The organism is Kitasatospora albolonga, assembly GCF_039535905.1.
Taxonomy (GTDB): Bacteria; Actinomycetota; Actinomycetes; order Streptomycetales; family Streptomycetaceae; genus Kitasatospora; species Kitasatospora albolonga.
Genome location: NZ_BAAAYB010000003.1, coordinates 1 through 17,433, shown reverse-complemented (window position 1 = coordinate 17,433; position 17,433 = coordinate 1). Strand labels below are relative to the sequence as shown.

Annotated in this window: 14 protein-coding genes, 8 tRNA genes and 2 pseudogenes; 13 read left to right on the top strand and 11 right to left on the bottom strand. The window is 72.9% G+C overall.

What is annotated here, in order from left to right; genetic code table 11:
• Positions 1-37 precede the first annotated feature (37 nt).
• Positions 38-463 (bottom strand): thiol-disulfide oxidoreductase DCC family protein, encoded by a 426-nt coding sequence (locus ABD946_RS00755; protein ID WP_345278979.1) that lies wholly within the window; start codon positions 461-463, stop codon positions 38-40.
• Positions 464-637: 174 nt separating this feature from the next.
• Here ABD946_RS00755 and ABD946_RS00750 point away from each other — a divergent pair, with 174 nt between their 5' ends.
• Positions 638-2,281 carry a hypothetical protein gene (locus ABD946_RS00750; protein WP_345278978.1) on the top strand — a complete coding sequence of 548 codons (1,644 nt, stop codon included), beginning with the start codon at positions 638-640 and terminating at the stop codon, positions 2,279-2,281.
• Positions 2,282-2,342: 61 nt separating this feature from the next.
• Here the strand turns inward: ABD946_RS00750 and ABD946_RS00745 are convergent, their stop codons facing one another.
• On the bottom strand, positions 2,343-2,903 hold the full coding sequence (locus ABD946_RS00745; RefSeq protein ID WP_345278976.1) for an HIT family protein: 561 nt from the start codon (positions 2,901-2,903) through the stop codon (positions 2,343-2,345).
• Between the two features lie 76 nt (positions 2,904-2,979).
• Complete coding sequence (gene thrS / locus ABD946_RS00740; RefSeq protein ID WP_345278974.1) at positions 2,980-4,959, bottom strand: threonine--tRNA ligase; 1,980 nt, start codon at positions 4,957-4,959, stop codon at positions 2,980-2,982.
• 232 nt (positions 4,960-5,191) lie between these two features.
• Here thrS and ABD946_RS00735 point away from each other — a divergent pair, with 232 nt between their 5' ends.
• Positions 5,192-5,965 carry an exonuclease domain-containing protein gene (locus ABD946_RS00735; RefSeq protein ID WP_345278972.1) on the top strand — a complete coding sequence of 258 codons (774 nt, stop codon included), beginning with the start codon at positions 5,192-5,194 and terminating at the stop codon, positions 5,963-5,965.
• Between the two features lie 75 nt (positions 5,966-6,040).
• On the opposite strand, the gene ABD946_RS00730 is transcribed toward ABD946_RS00735, so the two are convergent.
• The 3 genes from ABD946_RS00730 to ABD946_RS00720 all read right to left on the bottom strand — a co-directional run bounded on the left by ABD946_RS00730 (position 6,041) and on the right by ABD946_RS00720 (position 6,904).
• Positions 6,041-6,112, bottom strand: a tRNA-Val gene (locus ABD946_RS00730).
• Positions 6,113-6,304: 192 nt separating this feature from the next.
• Positions 6,305-6,376, bottom strand: a tRNA-Val gene (locus tag ABD946_RS00725).
• Positions 6,377-6,472: 96 nt separating this feature from the next.
• On the bottom strand, positions 6,473-6,904 hold the full coding sequence (locus tag ABD946_RS00720) for a TIGR02611 family protein (RefSeq protein ID WP_345278970.1): 432 nt from the start codon (positions 6,902-6,904) through the stop codon (positions 6,473-6,475).
• A 195-nt stretch (positions 6,905-7,099) separates the two neighbouring features.
• On the opposite strand from ABD946_RS00720, the gene ABD946_RS00715 reads away from it, so the two are divergent.
• From ABD946_RS00715 to ABD946_RS00705, 3 genes are all read left to right on the top strand, one after another.
• Positions 7,100-7,513 carry an SsgA family sporulation/cell division regulator gene (locus ABD946_RS00715; protein WP_030056266.1) on the top strand — a complete coding sequence of 138 codons (414 nt, stop codon included), beginning with the start codon at positions 7,100-7,102 and terminating at the stop codon, positions 7,511-7,513.
• A 258-nt stretch (positions 7,514-7,771) separates the two neighbouring features.
• A complete protein-coding gene (locus ABD946_RS00710; RefSeq protein WP_345278968.1) occupies positions 7,772-8,341 on the top strand; it encodes a CGNR zinc finger domain-containing protein in 570 nt (189 codons plus the stop codon).
• A gap of 101 nt (positions 8,342-8,442) precedes the next feature.
• The gene (locus ABD946_RS00705; RefSeq protein ID WP_345278966.1) at positions 8,443-8,949 is read left to right on the top strand and encodes a DsbA family protein; all 507 of its coding nucleotides are present in this window, start codon (positions 8,443-8,445) and stop codon (positions 8,947-8,949) included.
• Positions 8,950-8,956: 7 nt separating this feature from the next.
• On the opposite strand, the gene ABD946_RS00700 is transcribed toward ABD946_RS00705, so the two are convergent.
• From ABD946_RS00700 to ABD946_RS00690, 3 genes are read right to left on the bottom strand one after another with little or no spacing between them, the layout of a single operon-like run.
• On the bottom strand, positions 8,957-9,799 hold the full coding sequence (locus ABD946_RS00700) for a GNAT family N-acetyltransferase (protein WP_345278964.1): 843 nt from the start codon (positions 9,797-9,799) through the stop codon (positions 8,957-8,959).
• A 46-nt stretch (positions 9,800-9,845) separates the two neighbouring features.
• Positions 9,846-10,661 carry an aminotransferase class IV gene (locus ABD946_RS00695; protein ID WP_345278962.1) on the bottom strand — a complete coding sequence of 272 codons (816 nt, stop codon included), beginning with the start codon at positions 10,659-10,661 and terminating at the stop codon, positions 9,846-9,848.
• 28 nt (positions 10,662-10,689) lie between these two features.
• Positions 10,690-11,703: a chorismate-binding protein gene (locus ABD946_RS00690; RefSeq protein WP_345278960.1), complete on the bottom strand. Its 1,014-nt coding sequence runs from the start codon at positions 11,701-11,703 to the stop codon at positions 10,690-10,692.
• A gap of 292 nt (positions 11,704-11,995) precedes the next feature.
• On the opposite strand from ABD946_RS00690, the gene ABD946_RS00685 reads away from it, so the two are divergent.
• The 6 genes from ABD946_RS00685 (at position 11,996) to ABD946_RS00660 (ending at position 12,588) form a co-directional block, all read left to right on the top strand.
• Positions 11,996-12,068, top strand: a tRNA-Gly gene (locus ABD946_RS00685).
• Between the two features lie 39 nt (positions 12,069-12,107).
• Positions 12,108-12,181: transfer RNA gene (locus ABD946_RS00680), tRNA-Cys, on the top strand.
• A 33-nt stretch (positions 12,182-12,214) separates the two neighbouring features.
• Positions 12,215-12,286: transfer RNA gene (locus ABD946_RS00675), tRNA-Val, on the top strand.
• A gap of 41 nt (positions 12,287-12,327) precedes the next feature.
• Positions 12,328-12,399: transfer RNA gene (locus ABD946_RS00670), tRNA-Val, on the top strand.
• A gap of 21 nt (positions 12,400-12,420) precedes the next feature.
• A tRNA-Val gene (locus tag ABD946_RS00665) sits at positions 12,421-12,492 on the top strand.
• Between the two features lie 21 nt (positions 12,493-12,513).
• Positions 12,514-12,588 (top strand) — tRNA-Val (locus tag ABD946_RS00660).
• A gap of 266 nt (positions 12,589-12,854) precedes the next feature.
• On the opposite strand, the gene ABD946_RS00655 is transcribed toward ABD946_RS00660, so the two are convergent.
• On the bottom strand, positions 12,855-13,058 hold the full coding sequence (locus ABD946_RS00655) for a hypothetical protein (RefSeq protein ID WP_345278959.1): 204 nt from the start codon (positions 13,056-13,058) through the stop codon (positions 12,855-12,857).
• A 410-nt stretch (positions 13,059-13,468) separates the two neighbouring features.
• Between ABD946_RS00655 and ABD946_RS00650 the strand changes: the two are divergent.
• A pseudogene (locus ABD946_RS00650) lies at positions 13,469-14,743 on the top strand (serine/threonine-protein kinase); the annotation flags it as partial.
• 900 nt (positions 14,744-15,643) lie between these two features.
• A pseudogene (locus tag ABD946_RS00645) lies at positions 15,644-16,471 on the top strand (PP2C family protein-serine/threonine phosphatase); the annotation flags it as partial.
• 222 nt (positions 16,472-16,693) lie between these two features.
• On the opposite strand, the gene ABD946_RS00640 reads toward ABD946_RS00645, so the two are convergent.
• A complete protein-coding gene (locus ABD946_RS00640) occupies positions 16,694-17,374 on the bottom strand; it encodes an ATP-binding cassette domain-containing protein (RefSeq protein WP_345279069.1) in 681 nt (226 codons plus the stop codon).
• Positions 17,375-17,433: the final 59 nt, after the last annotated feature.

Sequence of the window (17,433 nt, the reverse complement as noted above, 5' to 3'; positions counted from 1 at the left end):
CCCTGGGTCGCTGCAACTGAACGTCGCGCTCGTCGCGTCAGCGGCGCGGCAGGGCACACGCCGGCGTCCCGCCCGGGAGGCTGTGGCGGTGGGCCGACACCCAGCGGTAGACCGCCGCCGCGAGCGGGCGGACCGGGGCGAGCGTCAAGGCCGCTCCCAGGTAGGCCCAGGCGCCGCCGGACCGCATCAGCAGCCGCGCCGCGGCCTGTGCCCCGCCGTACACGTCCCCGGCCGGCGTCACCCAGAGGATCTCCCGCTCGGCCCGCTCCCGGCTGACCAGCCCGCGCCCGCCCGCACGGGCGTCCAGCGCCTCCAGGTCCGCGAACTGGAACGGCACCCCCTCCCAGTTCGCCGAGGAGAGGCTCGCCCTCAGGTAGCGCTCGGCGAACTGCTCACTGCTGGTGCAGAACCCGCAGTCGCCGTCGTAGACCAGCACCGGATCGACCACCCGCGTCTCGCTCATGCCCCCGATCCTGCACCATCCGCCCGGCGGAGGATCGGCGCCGCTCGAAAGTGGGCACGATCACTCCACGCCCCGTCCGCACGACGGGAAGTGACGGCGGTTCAGACGATCAAGCACGCGGGGTGCCGGTCGCACGGTAACCTGCCGCTGACAAGGGGAGGAGGGGAGGCCGCCGTGACGAAGCTGGACATGACCCCGGGCGCGCAGATACCCCGTACGGACGTCGGACCACAGACTGCGGTCACCCAGCTGCTCTCGTCGGTGGCCTACCGCGACGGTGACGTCAAGGACCTGGAGAAGCTGCCCGGAGTCACCGTCAACGGGGGCAAGAACCTCCTGTTCCGGCCCAGCGTCGGCGAGGCCTACGCCAAGGCGATCATCGCCCGCACGCTCGGCGCCGGGCGGAACCCGCTGGTGCCCTCCTTCGGGACCGACACCCGGATGGTGGTCGAGCACTGCCTGGCCGCCGAGGAGCTGCGCAACGCGCGCGACCGGCAGCTCCAGGTGATCACGCTGCTCACCGGCGTGCTCTTCCTGCCCGGCACGCTGATCTGGCTCGCGGTCTTCTACGGCCGGATCTGGCTCAAGCGCAAGAGCCCGGCGAACCGCCACGGCGCCTACAACGCCCTGCTGGTGACGGCAGCCGTCGGCCTCGCCGTGCTGCTCGCGCTGCGCCCGCCGGTCGGCGGTCCGTTCGCGCTGTACTTCCGGGTGATGATGCTGGCCCCGGTGCTGGGCTGGTTCCTGGCCAAGCGCCTGGTGCTGCGCTCGACCATCGAGCTGCGCAACCGCTGGGGCGGCCTGGTCGAGGGCAGTGCGCTGGCCGCGACGGTGCCCAAGGCGGTGCCCCGGGACGACCTGGACAAGAAGGCCACCGACCTGCGCGCCTCGCTGGAGCGCCTGACGGTGGAGCAGGAGACCAACGTCCACCACTACGCCGGTGGCAAGGGCATCCTGGGCGCCGGGATGCGGTGGGGCGACTGGCAGGTGGTCGAGGAGCTGCGCCCGCTGGAGGGCCGGCCGGACTTCCGGGCCTTCCACCCGTGGGACCTCAGCCGGAAGATCACGGCCCGGATGAGCACCCTGACCCAGAGCGAGGTCGGCGGCGGGGCGATGCCGCACATGGCCGTCCAGCAGTGGCTGGTGGTGGACGTGCCCGAGGGCGCCGACGAGATCGGCCGCCCGTCCGGTCCGGACATGGACGGGTACCGGATGCGCGACTTCGCGCTCCAGACGATCGCCAACCGGCAGAGCCTCGGCACCGACAGCCGACACCGCACCACCGTCCAACTGGTGCTCCACAAGGGTCAGTTGGTCACCACCGTGGTGATCGGCGTGACGGTGATGAGCAACACCCTGCGGGTCTCCGTCTCCGGCCACGCACTCGGGCCGCTGAACGGGCTGTTCGGCGCCAAGCCGAAGCCCAAGGAGATCAAGGTCCCGAAGACCGGCAAGTTCTGGGAGGAGCGCACCGTCGTCCTCCCGCTGGTCGACAACGACGAGGTGGTCCGCCAGGCGGTCCGCGCCCCCTTCGTGAAGATCCCCTCGCTGCTGGCCTGGCTGGGCGGCGGGATCGGCCTGCCCGAGCCCTTCTCGCTCCGCGGGGCCTGGGCCGACCAGACCTGGACCAGCCGCTACAAGGCGGACGACGTCATCTTCAGCATCGCCCCGGTGGTCAACGCGGTGCTGGCCGCCACCGTCGAGTTCCTGGACGAGCACGACGTGGACTCCAGCCGCCTCGCAAACCGCGGCGGGATCCTCAAGTCCGAGATGCAGGGCAGCCGCCCGTTCAAGGCCGACCGCTACGACGCGGGCTGATCCACCGCACGTCAGAGGGGCGGTACCCGGTGGTTCCGGGTACCGCCCCTCTGACGTGCGCTCAGTCCTGCGGCCACACCTCGGCGAGCATCTTCCGGGTGTCGGCGAGCAGTTGGGGCAGCACCTTGGTGTGCCCCACCACCGGCATGAAGTTGGTGTCCCCGCCCCAGCGCGGCACCACGTGCTGGTGCAGGTGGGCGGCGATGCCGGCACCGGCCGCGGCGCCCTGGTTCATCCCGATGTTGAAGCCGTGCGCGCCGGAGGCGGTGCGCAGGGCCGTCATGGCGCGCTTGGTGTAGTCGGCCAGCTCGGCCGTCTCCTCCGCGTCCAGGTCGGTGTAGTCGGCCACGTGCCGGTACGGCACCACCATCAGGTGCCCGCCGTTGTACGGGTACAGGTTGAGCACCGCGAAGACCGCGCTCCCCCGGGCGATCACCAGCCCGTCCTCGTCGCTGAGCGAGGGGATCGAGCAGAACGGGCAACCGTCGTCCGGTGCGGGCCCGGTCGGCTTGTTCTCTCCCTGGATGTACGCCATCCGATGAGGCGTCCACAGGCGCCGGAATCCATCCGGTTCGCCCACACCCCGCTGCAGTTCCGGCTCACTCGTCATGCTGATCAGCATATTCGCCAGGACGCCCGGGGAAAGCAGTCCGGGGCGGACTCTCTCGAAGAGGGCCCGCCCCGGAGCGTACGAACCGTCAGACCTGGACCCGGCTGCGGACCGCCTCGACGATCTCGGCCACCGCCTCGGCGACCGGGACGCCGTTCTTCTGCTCGCCGTTGCGGTAGCGGAAGGAGACCGCGCCGGCCTCGACGTCGTCGTTGCCCGCGATCAGCATGAACGGGACCTTCGACTTCTGGGCGGTGCGGATCTTCTTCTGCATCCGGTCGTCCGAGGCGTCGACCTCGACCCGGATGCCCTGCTTCTTCAGCTCGGCGGCCACCTCGCGCAGGTACGGGATGTGCTCGTCGGTGATCGGGATGCCGACCACGGTGACCGGGGCCAGCCACGGCGGCATGGCGCCGGCGTAGTGCTCCAGCAGCACCGCGAAGAAGCGCTCGATCGAGCCGAACAGCGCACGGTGGATCATGACCGGGCGCTGGCGGTTGCCGTCCGAGCCCTGGAACTCCAGCTCGAAGCGCTGCGGCAGCTGGAAGTCGACCTGGATGGTGGACATCTGCCAGGTGCGACCGATCGCGTCCCGGGCCTGCACCGAGATCTTCGGGCCGTAGAACGCGGCGCCGGCCGGGTCGAGGACGAGCTCCAGGCCCTGCTTCTCGGCGGCGGCCCGCAGGGTCTCGGTGGCCTCCTCCCAGTCCTCGTCCGAGCCGATGAACTTCTCCGGGTCCTTGGTGGAGAGCTCCAGGTAGAAGTCGTTCAGGCCGTAGTCGCGCAGCAGGTCGAGCACGAAGGTCAGCAGCGAGTCGAGCTCGTCCGCCATCTGCTCGCGGGTGCAGTAGATGTGCGCGTCGTCCTGGGTGAAGCCGCGGGCCCGGGTCAGGCCGTGCACCACGCCGGACTTCTCGTAGCGGTAGACGGTGCCGAACTCGAAGAGCCGCAGCGGCAGTTCGCGGTAGGAGCGGCCGCGCGAGCGGTAGATCAGGTTGTGCATCGGGCAGTTCATCGGCTTCAGGTAGTAGTCGATGTCGCCGTCGAGCTTCATGGGCGGGTACATCCCGTCCGCGTACCAGTCGAGGTGACCGGAGAGCTCGAAGAGCGTGCCCTTGGTGGCGTGCGGGGAGTAGACGAACTCGTAGTCCGCCTCCTCGTGGCGCTTGCGCGAGTAGTCCTCCATGACCCGGCGCATGATGCCGCCCTTGGGGTGGAAGACGGCCAGGCCGGAGCCGATCTCCTCCGGGATGGAGAAGAGGTCCAGCTCGGCGCCGAGCTTGCGGTGGTCGCGCTTGGCGGCCTCCTCGAGGAAGTCGAGGTGCGCCTTGAGCTCGTCCTTGGTCGGCCAGGCGGTGCCGTAGATGCGCTGCAGCATCGGGTTCTTCTCGCTGCCGCGCCAGTAGGCGGCCGCGTTGCGCATCAGCTTGAAGGCCGGGATGTGACGGGTGCTCGGCAGGTGCGGGCCGCGGCAGAGGTCGCCCCAGCAGAGGTCGCCGGTCTTGGCGTCCACGTTGTCGTAGATGGTCAGCTCGGCGCCGCCCACCTCGACGTCGGCGCCCTCGCCGGCCGTCGCGGCCGAGCCCTTGAGCCCGATCAGCTCCAGCTTGTAGGGCTCCTTGGCCAGCTCCTCGGTGGCGGCCTCGTCGGTGACCACCCGGCGGGAGAACTTCTGCCCGCGCTTGATGATCTCCTGCATCTTCTTCTCGACGGCCTTCAGGTCGTCGGGGGTGAACGGCTTCTCGACGTCGAAGTCGTAGTAGAAGCCGTCCTTGACCGGCGGGCCGATCCCGAGCTTGGCCTCCGGGAAGAGCTGCTGCACGGCCTGCGCCATCACGTGCGCGGTGGAGTGCCGCAGGATGTCCAGGCCGTCCTTGCTGGAGATGACGACGGGCTCGACCTCGTCGCCCTCCTGGACCTGGTAGGCCAGGTCCTTGAGCGCACCGGCCACCCGGGCGGCGATCACGGCGCGGTCGTCGGCGAAGAGCTCGGCGGCCGTGGTGCCCGTGGTCACCACGCGCTCTTCCCGATCGGGTTCGCGGTTGATGATGATCCGGACGTCGGTCACCGGTCTCTCCTGACCTCTGTGTACCGCAGCACCGTGCTGCGCGAGTCCGATGGTACCGAGATCACGAGCCGCGCCGCGCACCGCTGCCCCCTCTCCGGACAGGTGTGCGCCCCTCGCTGGATTGAGGGGGCGTCAACTGCGGTATCACCTGGGCAGAACGCGGCCGTGCCCGGCGCGCCACTGGTCCTCGGTGGCGCGCCGGGCGCCGCCCGGTGGGGATCGGGGGCTCGTCATGCCGCACACCCAGCCCTGGTACCAGGGCCCGCTCGCCTCTTTCGACACCGAGACCACCGGCGTGGACGTCGAGACCGACCGCATCGTCTCGGCGGCGCTGGTGCTCCAGACCGCGCCCGGCGCTCCCGTCCGGACGCTCTCCTGGCTGGCCGACCCGGGGGTGCCCATCCCCGAGGGCGCGCAGGCCGTGCACGGCATCACCGACCAGCGGGCCCGCGACTTCGGCCGCCCGCCCCGGGTGGTGGTCGCCGAGATCGCCCGCGCGCTGGCCGAACAGGCCCACCGCCACGTGCCCTTGGTGGTGATGAACGCGCCCTACGACCTCACCCTGCTCGACCGCGAGTTGCGCCGGCACCGGGCCAGCACGCTCGCCGACAGCCTGGGCGGGAACGAACTGCTGGTGCTGGACCCGCGGGTGATGGACAAGTACGCCGACCGCTACCGCAAGGGCCGCCGCACCCTCACCGACCTGTGCGCGCACTACGGGGTCAGCCTCACCGGCGCCCACGACGCGGCGGCCGACGCCACCGCCGCGATGGACCTGACCCGCGCCCTGGGCCTGCGCTTCCGGGTGCCGCTGGGTTCGCTCACCCCGGCCGAGCTGCACCTGCGCCAGGCGGTCTGGCACGCGGCCCAGGCCCGGGGCCTGCAGAACTGGTTCGACCGCTCCGGCGCCGCGGAGCAGGTCGACTTCTCCTGGCCGCTCCGCCCGGCCCGCTGCGCCTGCGGCGGCCGGCCCTACCCCGAGCACGACTGCGGCGTCGCGGCCTGAGCCGGCCCCCGCAACGACGGCAACGGCAGAGGCCCTGACCGGCGAACTGCCGGTCAGGGCCTCTGTGTTACTCGGTGGGCGATACTGGGATCGAACCAGTGACCCCTTCGGTGTGAACGAAGTGCTCTCCCGCTGAGCTAATCGCCCGGGCAACGAGATGAACAGTAGCACCCCTCGGGCCCGACTGGCCAATTCCCTTCCGCGGGGCCCGAGCGGACGGTCCCCCAGTTCCCGTCCCCGGCACGGAGACTGACGCGGAATCAGACCGCGCGGTGGAACTCCCCGGAAACGACGGAAGACCCCGGCCAATTAATTGGCCGGGGTCTTCCCGCATTCCGGTGGGCGATACTGGGATCGAACCAGTGACCCCTTCGGTGTGAACGAAGTGCTCTCCCGCTGAGCTAATCGCCCGGGTGCAGGGAAAACATTACCGCATCCGGAGGGGTGCTCCGAACACCCCTCCGCGCTCCCCCCGCGACCCCCGCTCCCCCGCGGCCGGCGCTCCGGTCAGTCGTTGATCTTCCACGGCATGACCAGCCCGTACCGCCACAAGTACCAGCCGCCCAGCCCGGCGATGATCACCAGGCCGATGCTCGTCAGGATGATGTTGCGGCGCCGGACCTTCGGGTCCAGTGCCTTCTGCGCCGCCTCGGTGACCTTGCGCTTGGTCCAGCGCAGCACCAGCTGCGCCCAGACGAACTCGGTCGCCCAGATGCCCATGCCCAGGAAGATGACCACCCAGCCCGGCCCGGGCAGCGGCAGCATCACCACACCGAGCGCGACCACCGCGAGGCCGACCAGGAAGACCGCCACCTGCCAGCTGAGGTGGAGCGGTCTGGAGCGCCGGATGAAGTGCGGCGCCTTGGACCCGAGGCCCTCGTCGGCCGCCGGGCCGGCCTTCGAGCCCTCGGGCTCGGGATTGTCGTTTCGTACAGCCATGCCGCGAAAACTACCGGAGCGCCCGCCCGGTTCCCGGGCCCCGGAGGCTCCGTAGCGATTCCGCAATGCGCCGGAAGGGGTACGACTCGGACCGGAATCGGGACAGACGGGTTTACACCGGGCTTTCAGGTGGGATGGTCCGTTCGCCGACGTGCGATTCCCCGAGCGCACACTGAGCGAAAGGCCCTGGCGCTTATGAACACCACGGTCAGCTGCGAGCTGCACCTGCGCCTCATCGTGTCCAGCGAGTCGTCACTGCCCGTCCCCGCGGGCCTGCGCTACGACACTGCCGACCCCTATGCCGTGCACGCGACCTTCCACACGGGTGCCGACGAGACCGTGGAGTGGGTGTTCGCCCGCGACCTCCTCGCGGAGGGGCTGCACCGACCCACGGGCACCGGCGACGTCCGGGTGTGGCCCTCGCGGAGCCACGGTCAGGGGGTGGTCTGCATCGCCCTGAGTTCTCCGGAAGGAGAAGCCCTGCTGGAAGCCCCGGCTCGAGCGCTCGAGTCCTTCCTCAAGCGCACCGACGCCGCCGTGCCACCCGGCACCGAACACCGTCACTTCGACCTCGACCGGGAGCTGTCCCACATCCTCGCCGAGAGCTGACCGCCGCACCGGCAGGTCCGCTCCCGCCACCGCGTCCGTCCTACTCGGGGGCACGGTCGCACGCTCAACCGCCCACGGGCGGTCCGTCAGGGCCGGGCCCCGGCACGCTCCCACCGGAGCGCGCCGGGGCCCTCGCCCTTTCCCGGCGGGACCGGGCGGGACCGGCCGGCGAGGCCCGTGGTGACGGCCCGTGCCGGTAGAGTCGCGGGAACGACCGACGCGGGGCCCACGAAGCCCCCGCCGCGCGAGGAGCCTCACGTGCTGATCACCCATGACACCGAATGCGCGCTGGGCATTCTGGTCGAGCTGCTCAACACCTCCCCCGACGCCTGCGGCAGCGAACAGCTCCCCGACCTGGCGGCGCTGCACTCGTTCGTGGCCCGCCGCGAGATCAGCGAGGTCGACTCGCTCACCCCGGACGACCTCACCGCGGTGCGGTCGCTCCGCGGCCGGCTGCGCGAGGTCTTCTCGGCCGGCTCCACCGACGAGGCCGCCGAGCTGGTCAACGCGGTGGTCGCGGCCGCCGGCACCACCCCCCGGCTGGTCAACCACGACCACCACGGCTGGCACATCCACTACTTCGCCCCGCACGCCGCGATCGGCGACCACCTGGCGGCCGAGCTCGGGATGGCGCTGGCCTTCATCGTGATGGCCGGCGAGCGCGAGCGGCTGCGCCGCTGCGAGGCGCCGGACTGCGCCCGGGTCTTCGTCGACCTCTCCCGCAACCGCTCCCGCCGCTACTGTGACAGCCGCACCTGCGGCAACCGCCTGCACGTCGCCGCCTACCGCGCCCGCCAGCGCTCCGCCGAGGCGGTCCCCGCCGGCTGACGGCCCCGCCCTCCCGGTCCTCCTGCTCCGACCCGCTCCGCGAGCCACGGTCAGGCGGGCGGTGAGGGGGTCGGCGGGCGAAGGGTGGAAGACTTGGCCCCATGACCGATGCTCCCCTCCCGCGGCTCGAGTTCTGGGCCGACCTCCAGTGCCCCGACTGCCGCACCGCCCTGACCGACCTCGACGCCCTGCGCGAGCAGTACGGCGAGGCCCTCACCGTCGAGCTCCGGCACTTCCCGCTGGAGAAGAACAAGCACGCCTACGCCGCCGCCCAGGCCGCCGAGGAGGCGCTCGCCCAGGGCCGGGGCCGGGAGTTCACCGAGGCGCTGCTGGAGCGCTGCGAGGAGCTGGCCAAGGCCAAGAACGGCGAGGCGTTCCTGGTCGCGCTGGCCGGTGAACTCGGGCTGGACGCCGAGGAGATGGACGTGGCGCTGATCGACGGGCGGCACACCCTGGTGGTGGACGCCGACCAGGCCGAGGGCAAGGCGATCGGCGTCACCGGTACCCCGACGTACCTGATCGCCGGTCAGCGCCTGGACGGCGGCAAGAGCCAGGAGGGGCTGCGCGAGCGGATCGTCGAGATCCTGGACGCGGCGGCGAAGGGCTGACCCTCCCTCAGAGCAGCGGCTTGCCGAACACCCGGCGGGTGAGCCGGTAGCCCAGCGACTCGTAGAGCCGGATGGCCACCGCGTTGGAGCTGAACACGTTGAGCCCGAGGTCGGCCACTCCGGCCGCCAGGCACTCCCGCTCGGCGAGCCGCATCAGGGTGCGGCCGTGGCCCTCGCCGCGGCGCCCCTCGTCCACCTCCACCGTCATCACCCAGGCCAGCGGCGAACCGTCCGGCAGGGTGCTCTGGCGCAGCGTCACCCAGAGCGAGCCCAGCACGGTGCCCTGCGCGTCCAGCAGTTCGCGCAGGGCCGTGCCGGGGGTGGCGTGGCCTTGGAGGAGCAGTCGCCGGTGGTCGGTGTCGGCCTTCTCCCGGGCCTGCGGCTCGGCCAGGCCGGAGCCGGTGAGGTGGCTGACGTAGCCCTCCTTGGCCTGGGTGAGCCAGGCCTCGAAGCGGTCCGGGCCGATCGGACGGACCGTCAGGCCCGCCGGGAGCTCCGGGGCGCGGCCGAGGTGCTTGGCCATGTTCCGCATCCGCTCGGTGTACCCGAGCAGCCGGGCCAGCCCGAGGGCGGCCTCGTTGCCGGCCGGGACGGTGACGTCCACCCGGCTGCAGCCCCAGCCGCGCAGCACCTCCTCGGCGGCCAGCGAACCCACCGTGGCCCGACCCCGCCGCAGACCCTCGGTGACCTCCAACTCCGAGACGGTGCCCCAGCGTTGCTCGCCGTACGGGGTGGCCGTGGTGCGCAGCGAACCGACCGGGCGACCGTTGACGCAGATCAGCCAGCGCCGGGTGCGGCCGCCGTCGGGACGGATTTCCTCGGGGTGCTCGGGGCGCAGGGTGGTGGTCATGGGGTGTGCATTCCCCGTCCCGCCCCGGCTGATCCGCGCCGGGGAATCACGGGTCGAGGTCGTCCGCGGCGCGCTCGGTGAACTGGCGCATGGCCTTGAGGGTGACCGGTCCGGGCCCGGCCAGCTCGCGGTCGTCGATCCGGGTGACGGCCTGCACGTCGCGCAGGGTGGAGGTGAGGAAGACCTCCTCGGCCTCGGCCAGCACCTCGAACGGGAGGTCGGCCTCCTCGGCGCCGGCCCAGTCGACGACCAGCTGCCGGGTGATGCCGGCCAGGCAGCCGGAGGCGAGCGGCGGGGTGAGCAGCCGGCCGCCGAGCACCACGAAGATGTTGGAGCCGGTGCCCTCGCAGAGCCGGCCGGCGGTGTTGGCGAAGATCGCCTCGGAGGCGCCGGCCCGGTGGGCGGCGGCCAGGGCGACCACGTTCTCGCCGTAGGAGGTGGTCTTGAGCCCGGTGAGCGCGCCGTGCTCGTTGCGCCGCCACGGGACGGTCTTCACCGCGGTGGTGTCCGGGCGGGGCTTGGCGGTGCCGACCGCGATCACCAGGGTGGGCGGGGCATCGCCGCGCTCGGAGCCGAGCGGGGCCGTGCCGCCGGTGTAGGTGATCCGCAGCCGGCCGAGCTCCATCGGGTTGGCGGCCAGCACCTGGCGCACGCCCTCGCGGACCACCGCGTGGTCCGGGGCGGGCAGGCCGAGGCCCTCGGCGGAGCGGCTGAGCCGGTCGAGGTGGCGGGTGAGCGCGAAGGCCGCGCCGTCCACCGCCTTGGCCGTCTCGAAGACGCCGTCGCCCACGGTCAGCCCGTGGTCGAGCACGGAGACGGTGGCGCTGCTCTCGTCGACCAGGCGGTCGTTGACCCAGATCATCAGGTGTCGCTCCTAGGGGCCCGCACTGCTACTCGGTGCCCGAGGCTATCGCGACCAGGCGGGCCGCCTTGAGCTCGGTCTCGTCCCACTCCCGCTCCGGGTCGGAGCCCCAGGTGATGCCGGCGCCGGTGCCGAAGTGCAGCACCGGGCGGTCCGCCTCGCTCCGGTCGATCCAGAACGTCCGGATGCCGACGGCGAGTTCGGCCTCGCCCCGGTCGGCGTCCACCCAGCCGACGGCGCCGCAGTAGGGGCCGCGCGGGGCGGTCTCCAGGGCCTCGATGATCCGCAGCGCACTGCTCTTGGGAGCCCCGGTGACGGAGCCGGGCGGGAAGGTGGCCCCGAACAGCTCGGCCCAGCCGGCCCCTTCGCGCAGCTCGCCCTCCACGGTGGAGACCAGGTGCACCAGGCCGGGGTGCTTCTCCACCACGCAGAGGTCGGGCACGGTGACGCTGCCGGTGGCGCAGACCCGGCCGAGGTCGTTGCGGACCAGGTCCACGATCATCACGTTCTCGGCGTGGTCCTTCTCCAGCAGGTCGTGCTCGGTGCGGCCGGTGCCCTTGATCGGGCCGGAGGAGACGGTGCGGCCCCGGCGGCGCAGGTAGAGCTCGGGCGAGGCGGTGGCGATCTCGACCCCGTGGCCGGGCAGGCGGATCGTTCCGGCATGGGGCGCGGGGTTGCCGTGCGCGAGCAGTCCGGTGAGCGCGTCGATGTCGCTGCGCTCCGGGTCGGGCAGCGGCGCGGTCATCACCCGGCAGAGGTTGGCCTGGTAGACCTCGCCGGCCGCGATGTGCTCGCGGATCCGGCGCACGCCCGCGGTGTAGGCGTCCCGGTCGAGCGAGCTGTGCCAGCTGCCGGGGTCGGGCCCGAGCCAGCCGTCGGTGCGCGGCGGGGCCGGGTCGGGACGGACGGAGTCGAAGCGCGCGCAGGTGAGGCGCCCCTCGAAGTCGTACGCCACCGCCCAGTACCCCTCGCTCTCGAGGGCGGCCGGGTCGGAGGTGACGTCGCGCAGGCCGGTCGCCAGCCGGCCGGCGAACCTCGCCATGGGGGTCGGGCTGATGCGGGGGGGTGGTGCGGCCGGACACGGTGCTCCTGCGCGGTGAGGGTGGTGCGGGGGTGCTTCGAAGTGTAGGTCGGAGGGGGTGCCCGACGTCGGGTCGCGAGGGCCCGGCGGCGGGCCCGGTGACCTGACGAGGTGCCAGCTCGCGGGGGTCGCGGAGGGCACCCCGTCGGCACGCTGCGGGAACGGAATTTGAGCTGGCCCAGGAATCCGCTAAAGTTCAACACGTCGCCGGGAAACGGAGCCGCAGGAAAGCGGTGAAGGGCCTCGAAGACAGGCGGACGTGGCTCAGTTGGTAGAGCATCACCTTGCCAAGGTGAGGGTCGCGAGTTCGAATCTCGTCGTCCGCTCGACGGAGAACGGTGTAAGATCGTTCCCTGTTGTTGCCTGGTGGAGTGGCCGAGAGGCGAGGCAACGGCCTGCAAAGCCGTGTACACGGGTTCAAATCCCGTCTCCACCTCCATGAGGTGCCCCTGGTTCGCCGGGGGCCCTCCCCGCGCGATTAGCTCAGCGGGAGAGCACTACCTTGACACGGTAGGGGTCACTGGTTCAATCCCAGTATCGCGCACGTCGGTCCCCTCGGGACCTGCCCGTAGGACGCCCCATCAGGCGCGATTAGCTCAGCGGGAGAGCACTACCTTGACACGGTAGGGGTCACTGGTTCAATCCCAGTATCGCGCACTTGCAGTACCGCCTCACCAGGCGCGATTAGCTCAGCGGGAGAGCACTACCTTGACACGGTAGGGGTCACTGGTTCAATCCCAGTATCGCGCACTTGCAGTACCGCCTCACCAGGCGCGATTAGCTCAGCGGGAGAGCACTACCTTGACACGGTAGGGGTCACTGGTTCAATCCCAGTATCGCGCACCACACAGCCAAGGGCCGTGATCCGGACAGGATCACGGCCCTTGGCGTTGCCGGGGGTTGACGGACCGTCAGGGCGTGGGCGCCGGCACGGATGCGCGCGGGCGGCGGCACGGATGCGGCAGGGGCCGGGTACGTGCCGCCCTCACCGACGACTCGTACCCGGCCCCTGCTCCGTGCGCCGGAGTTGCTGCCCGCACCGCCCGCCCGCCCGTCCGCGTGCGCCCGGCGGTGCCGGCTCCGGCTGTGGCGCCTGCCCTCTCCCCAGAAGGTCAGCGCCCGATCAGTTCGGCGACGGCCCTGGTCTGGGTCGCCAGTTGGTCCCAGCCGCCGAAGAGCACCAGCAGGGCGACCGCGACGGGGAGCACCATCGCCACGGCCACCAGCGGGTGCCGGGTGGCCTGCTCGGAGGAGCGGGCGGAAGCCGGGCGGAGCCCGAGGCGACGACGGCCCGCCTCGTTGAGCTGGACGGCCATGGTGGGTGCTCCTGCCTTCTTCGTGAAGTCGCTGGTCTGCTGGAAAGTCGGTCGCGGTGGGCGGTTCACCTCGGGGGACGAGCCGGGCCGCCCACCGCTGACTCAAAGGTATGGCGCGGCACCGACGCGGACGTCATGCCCGCGTACCGTTCGGTGGGCCTCCCGGAGGATGACGCCCCTCCCCCTCAGGTACTACTGGAGGCGGAGAAGGGGCCCGGCCGAACCCCGGGGGAACCCTGAGGGGCACCCCCGAGAGGGGCGTCCGGGGGAGATCGGACAATCCGACCGGCCGGCTGGTGTTGCGTATCAGCACACCGCAGCGCGGAGTCCGTAAGCTGTGCCGGAGCAGGATTCTGACGGTGCCCCACCCGACGGGGTCTCAACCACCGGACTGACGGGAAGAACTGACGATGGCGATGATGCGGCTGAGGCGTGAGGACCCCCGCATCGTCGGCCCGTACCGCCTGCACCGTCGGCTCGGGGCCGGCGGGATGGGCGTGGTCTACCTCGGTTCGGACCGCAAGGGGCAGCGGGTCGCGCTCAAGCTGATCCGGGCCGAGCTGGCCGAGGACGCCGAGTTCCGCACCCGCTTCGCCCGGGAGATCGCGGCCGCCTCGAAGATCCGCGGCACCTGCACGGCCCGGGTGGTCGGCTCCGACATCGAGGCCGACCGGCCCTGGCTGGCGACCGCGTACGTGCCGGGGCCCTCGCTGTACAAGCGGGTCGGCGAGGAGGGGCCGCTGCCCTGGCCGGAGGTGGCCCGGATCGGGGCCGCGCTGGCCGACGGGCTGGTGAAGGTGCACGAGGCCGGGGTGGTGCACCGCGACCTCAAGCCCTCCAACATCCTGCTCTCGCCCAAGGGTCCGAGGATCATCGACTTCGGCATCGCCTGGTCGCGCGGCGCCTCCACGCTCACCCACGTCGGCACCGCCGTCGGCTCCCCCGGCTTCCTGGCACCCGAGCAGGTCCGCGGCGCCGCGGTGACGCCGGCCACCGACGTGTTCGCCTTCGGGGCCACGCTGGCCTACGCGCTCACCGGGGACTCGCCGTTCGGCTCCGGCGCCTCCTCCGAGGTGATGCTCTACCGGGTGGTGCACGAGGAGCCCGACCTGTCCGCCGTGCCGCCGCAGTTGGCGCCGCTGGTGCGGGCCTGCCTGGCCAAGGAGCCGGCCGAGCGGCCCGGCGCGGCCGCGCTGCACGAGCGGCTCACCGAGCTGGCCGCCCGGGGCGCCGCGGCCGGCCGCCGGGCCGTCGCTCCCCCGCCGCCGCCCGGGCGGGCCCCCGTCCCGCAGCGGCCTGCGGCCCCGGCACGGCCCGCCGCGTACCAGCCCGGGACGCACCAGCCCGCCACCGTGCCGATGCCGCCCGGCATGACGGCCGAGGCGCTGAGGGAGCGTCAGGGCGAGCGGGCGGGCGTCCACCCGTCGGGGTCGGTGCACGCCGCCGACCGGACCACCGTGCGGCACGGCGAGCAGCCGGGCTCGCGGCCCGCCGGTGCCAGGCCCGCAGCGGCCCGGGAGCGGACCACGCCGCCCGGCGGCCGTCCGGTCCCGCCCGGCCCGCGCTCCGGCCAGCCCCGGCGCGACCGGCAGCACACCCCCGCGCCCGGCCGTCCCGGCGGCCCCGGGGAGGCGCGGCGGCGGCTGATGCGGCAGCGGCTGGTGGTCTTCGTGACCGTCACCGTCGGGGTGGCGCTGGCCATCGCCGCCGCCCAGGGCTGCGAGAACCGCTCCGACCAGGGCCTGCGCTCCCCGCACTCGCCGGCCGCCTCCGCTCCCGCCTCCGGGGCCTCTGGCACGCCGGTCTCCGTCTCCATCGACGGGGTGCAGCCCTCCGCACCGTTCGCGGCGGTGGCCAAGGGCCCCTCCGGCGACGCCGGGCTGGCGCCCGCGGGCGGAGCCCTGCCCGCCGTGGACTGGGCCAACCGCAGCTACGCCGACCCGTCCGGCGGGGCCGCGATCCGCCTGCGGGACGGCCGTTCGGCCGCCGAGGGCGGCCCGCAGGTCTCGCTGAGCGCCGTCGTCCCGGCCCGCTACCACGGAGCCCCGGCGGCCCTGGTGGTGCTGCGCCGGGCGGAGGGCTCCGCCCCGGCCGACCTGGTCCAGCTCTACGGCTTCAGCGCGGACACCCCCGTCCTGCTCGCCGCCCGCACCTCGGTGGCCGACCCGCAGGCCGCCGCCACCTGGCGGGTCGAGCCGGGCGCCCTGATCCGGGAGGAGCGGGTCTCCGCGACGGGGGGCCGGGTCGACGACCCGTTACACGGTGCGCGGCGACGGGCAGTTGGAGGAGTCCTGGCCCGGCTCCGGCGTCACCGGCCCCCCCCGCCGGCCCCGCCCCGGCCGCAGCCGGCGCCCCGCCGTCGGCCTTCTCCCCCACCGCGACGCCCACCGGCAGCTGAGCCCGCGCTGAGTCCGGTCGGGTCCCGGCCGGTGTGGCGCGGTCCGGCGGGCCCGGGCCTCGATCATGCTCCCTTCCATGGCCACTTCCACCAAGGCCGCGCTCCGGTGAGCGCGGCGGACCCGGTCCCCCCGCACGACCGCACGCCGGCCGCGGCCCGGCTCGAAGCCTCGCCCAGCGCGCTCCCGATGGCGGTCATGCTGGGCGTGGGCCTGGTGGACGCCCTCACCGGTCCCGAGTACAACCTGCTCCCGGTGTACGCCGCCGGCCCGGCACTCGCCGCGGCCCGCGGGACCATCCGGCACGTCCTGGCCATGGGCACCGTCGCCGTCCTGCTGTGCCTGCTGTTCGCCGCGAAGGCCGACCGGTTTGGCGCCCTACGGATGTGGGTCGCGCTGTCCGCCATCGTCTACGTCACCCTGGCCGCCTGCTACGCGGCCTGGACCCGGATACAGACCGAGCGGCGGCTGGTGGACGTCCAGGAGGTCGCGAAGACCTTGGAGGACGTGCTCCTGACGCCCGTCCCGCCCGAGATCCGCCCGGTCCGGCTGGCCGTCTCCTACGTCTCGGCCGCCCGCGCGACCCGGGTGGGAGGGGACCTCTACGAGGCGCTGCCCTCGCCGCACGGCGTCCGCCTGGTGGTCGCCGACGTCCAGGGCAAGGGACTGGAGACCGTCCGCTGCGCCGCCGTGGTGCTGGCCGCGTTCCGGGAGTCGGCTCCGGGCCTCGCCGACCTCGGTGACGTCGGCCGGCGCATCGAGGCGGCGCTGGAGCGCCGGACCGACGGGCAGCGTTTCGTCACCGGCATCCTGGCCCAGATCGACCTCCAGGGGCTGGTCACCCTGTTCAACCACGGCCACCCCGCGCCCCTGCTGCTCCCGGCCGGCGGGGAGGACGAGCTGGTCGAACCGTCCGAGACGGTGCCGCCGTTCGGGCTGGCCGCCCTGACGGGCGGCGGACAGCAGGACAGCGTCACGCGGTTGACACTCCGTCAGGGCGACCGGCTGCTGCTCTACACCGACGGCCTGAGCGAGGCCCGCGACCGGGAGGGCCGGTTCTACCCCGTGCGCGAACGGGGCGGGCCGCTGCTGCGCGGCTGCGCCCCCCGAGGAGGCGCTGCGGCGACTGCGGGCGGACGTGGCCGCCTTCACGGGCGCTCCGCCCGACGACGACTCCGCGCTGCTCCTGCTGGAGTTCGTCCCGCCGTCCTGACCCGCCGTCCGGCGAACCGCCCCGTCTCAGTGGGCGGCCGCCAGGAGGGAGCGGGTGTAGTCGGTGTGCGGGGCGGCGAAGAGCTCGTCGCGCGGAGACTGTTCGACCAGGCGGCCGTGGTGCATGACGGCGATGCGGTCGCAGAAGTGGCGGACCACGGCGAGGTCGTGGGAGACGAAGAGGAAGGCGACGTCGAGGCGCTCGCGCAGTTCGGCGAGCAGGTTGAGGACCTGGGCCTGGACGGAGACGTCGAGGGCGGAGACCGGTTCGTCGGCGATGATCAGGCGCGGGCCGGGGGCCAGGGCCCGGGCGATGCCGATGCGTTGGCGCTGGCCGCCGGAGAACTCGTGCGGGTGGCGGTCGAGGTGGGCGGCGGAGAGGCCGACCTGTTCGAGGAGTTCGGCGGCGCGCTCGCGGCGTTCGGGGGCGGTGAGGGCGGTGTGCAGGCGCAGCGGGGTGTCCAGGGTCTGGGCGACCGTGCGGCGGGGGTTGAGGGAGGCGTACGGGTCCTGGAAGACCAGCTGGACCTCGCGGGCCAGGCGGCGGCGCAGGGCGCGGTCGGGGCGGGTGGCGTCCTGTCCGTCGTAGCGGATCGTGCCGCCGGTGGGGCGTTGGAGGCCGGCCAGCACCCGGGAGGTGGTGGACTTGCCCGAGCCGGACTCGCCGACCAGGCCGAGGCTCTCGCCCGGGGCGATCCGCAGGCTCAACCCCTCGACGGCGCGGAAGGGCTCGGCCGTGCGGAAGGGGTGACGGCCGCGGCCCGGGA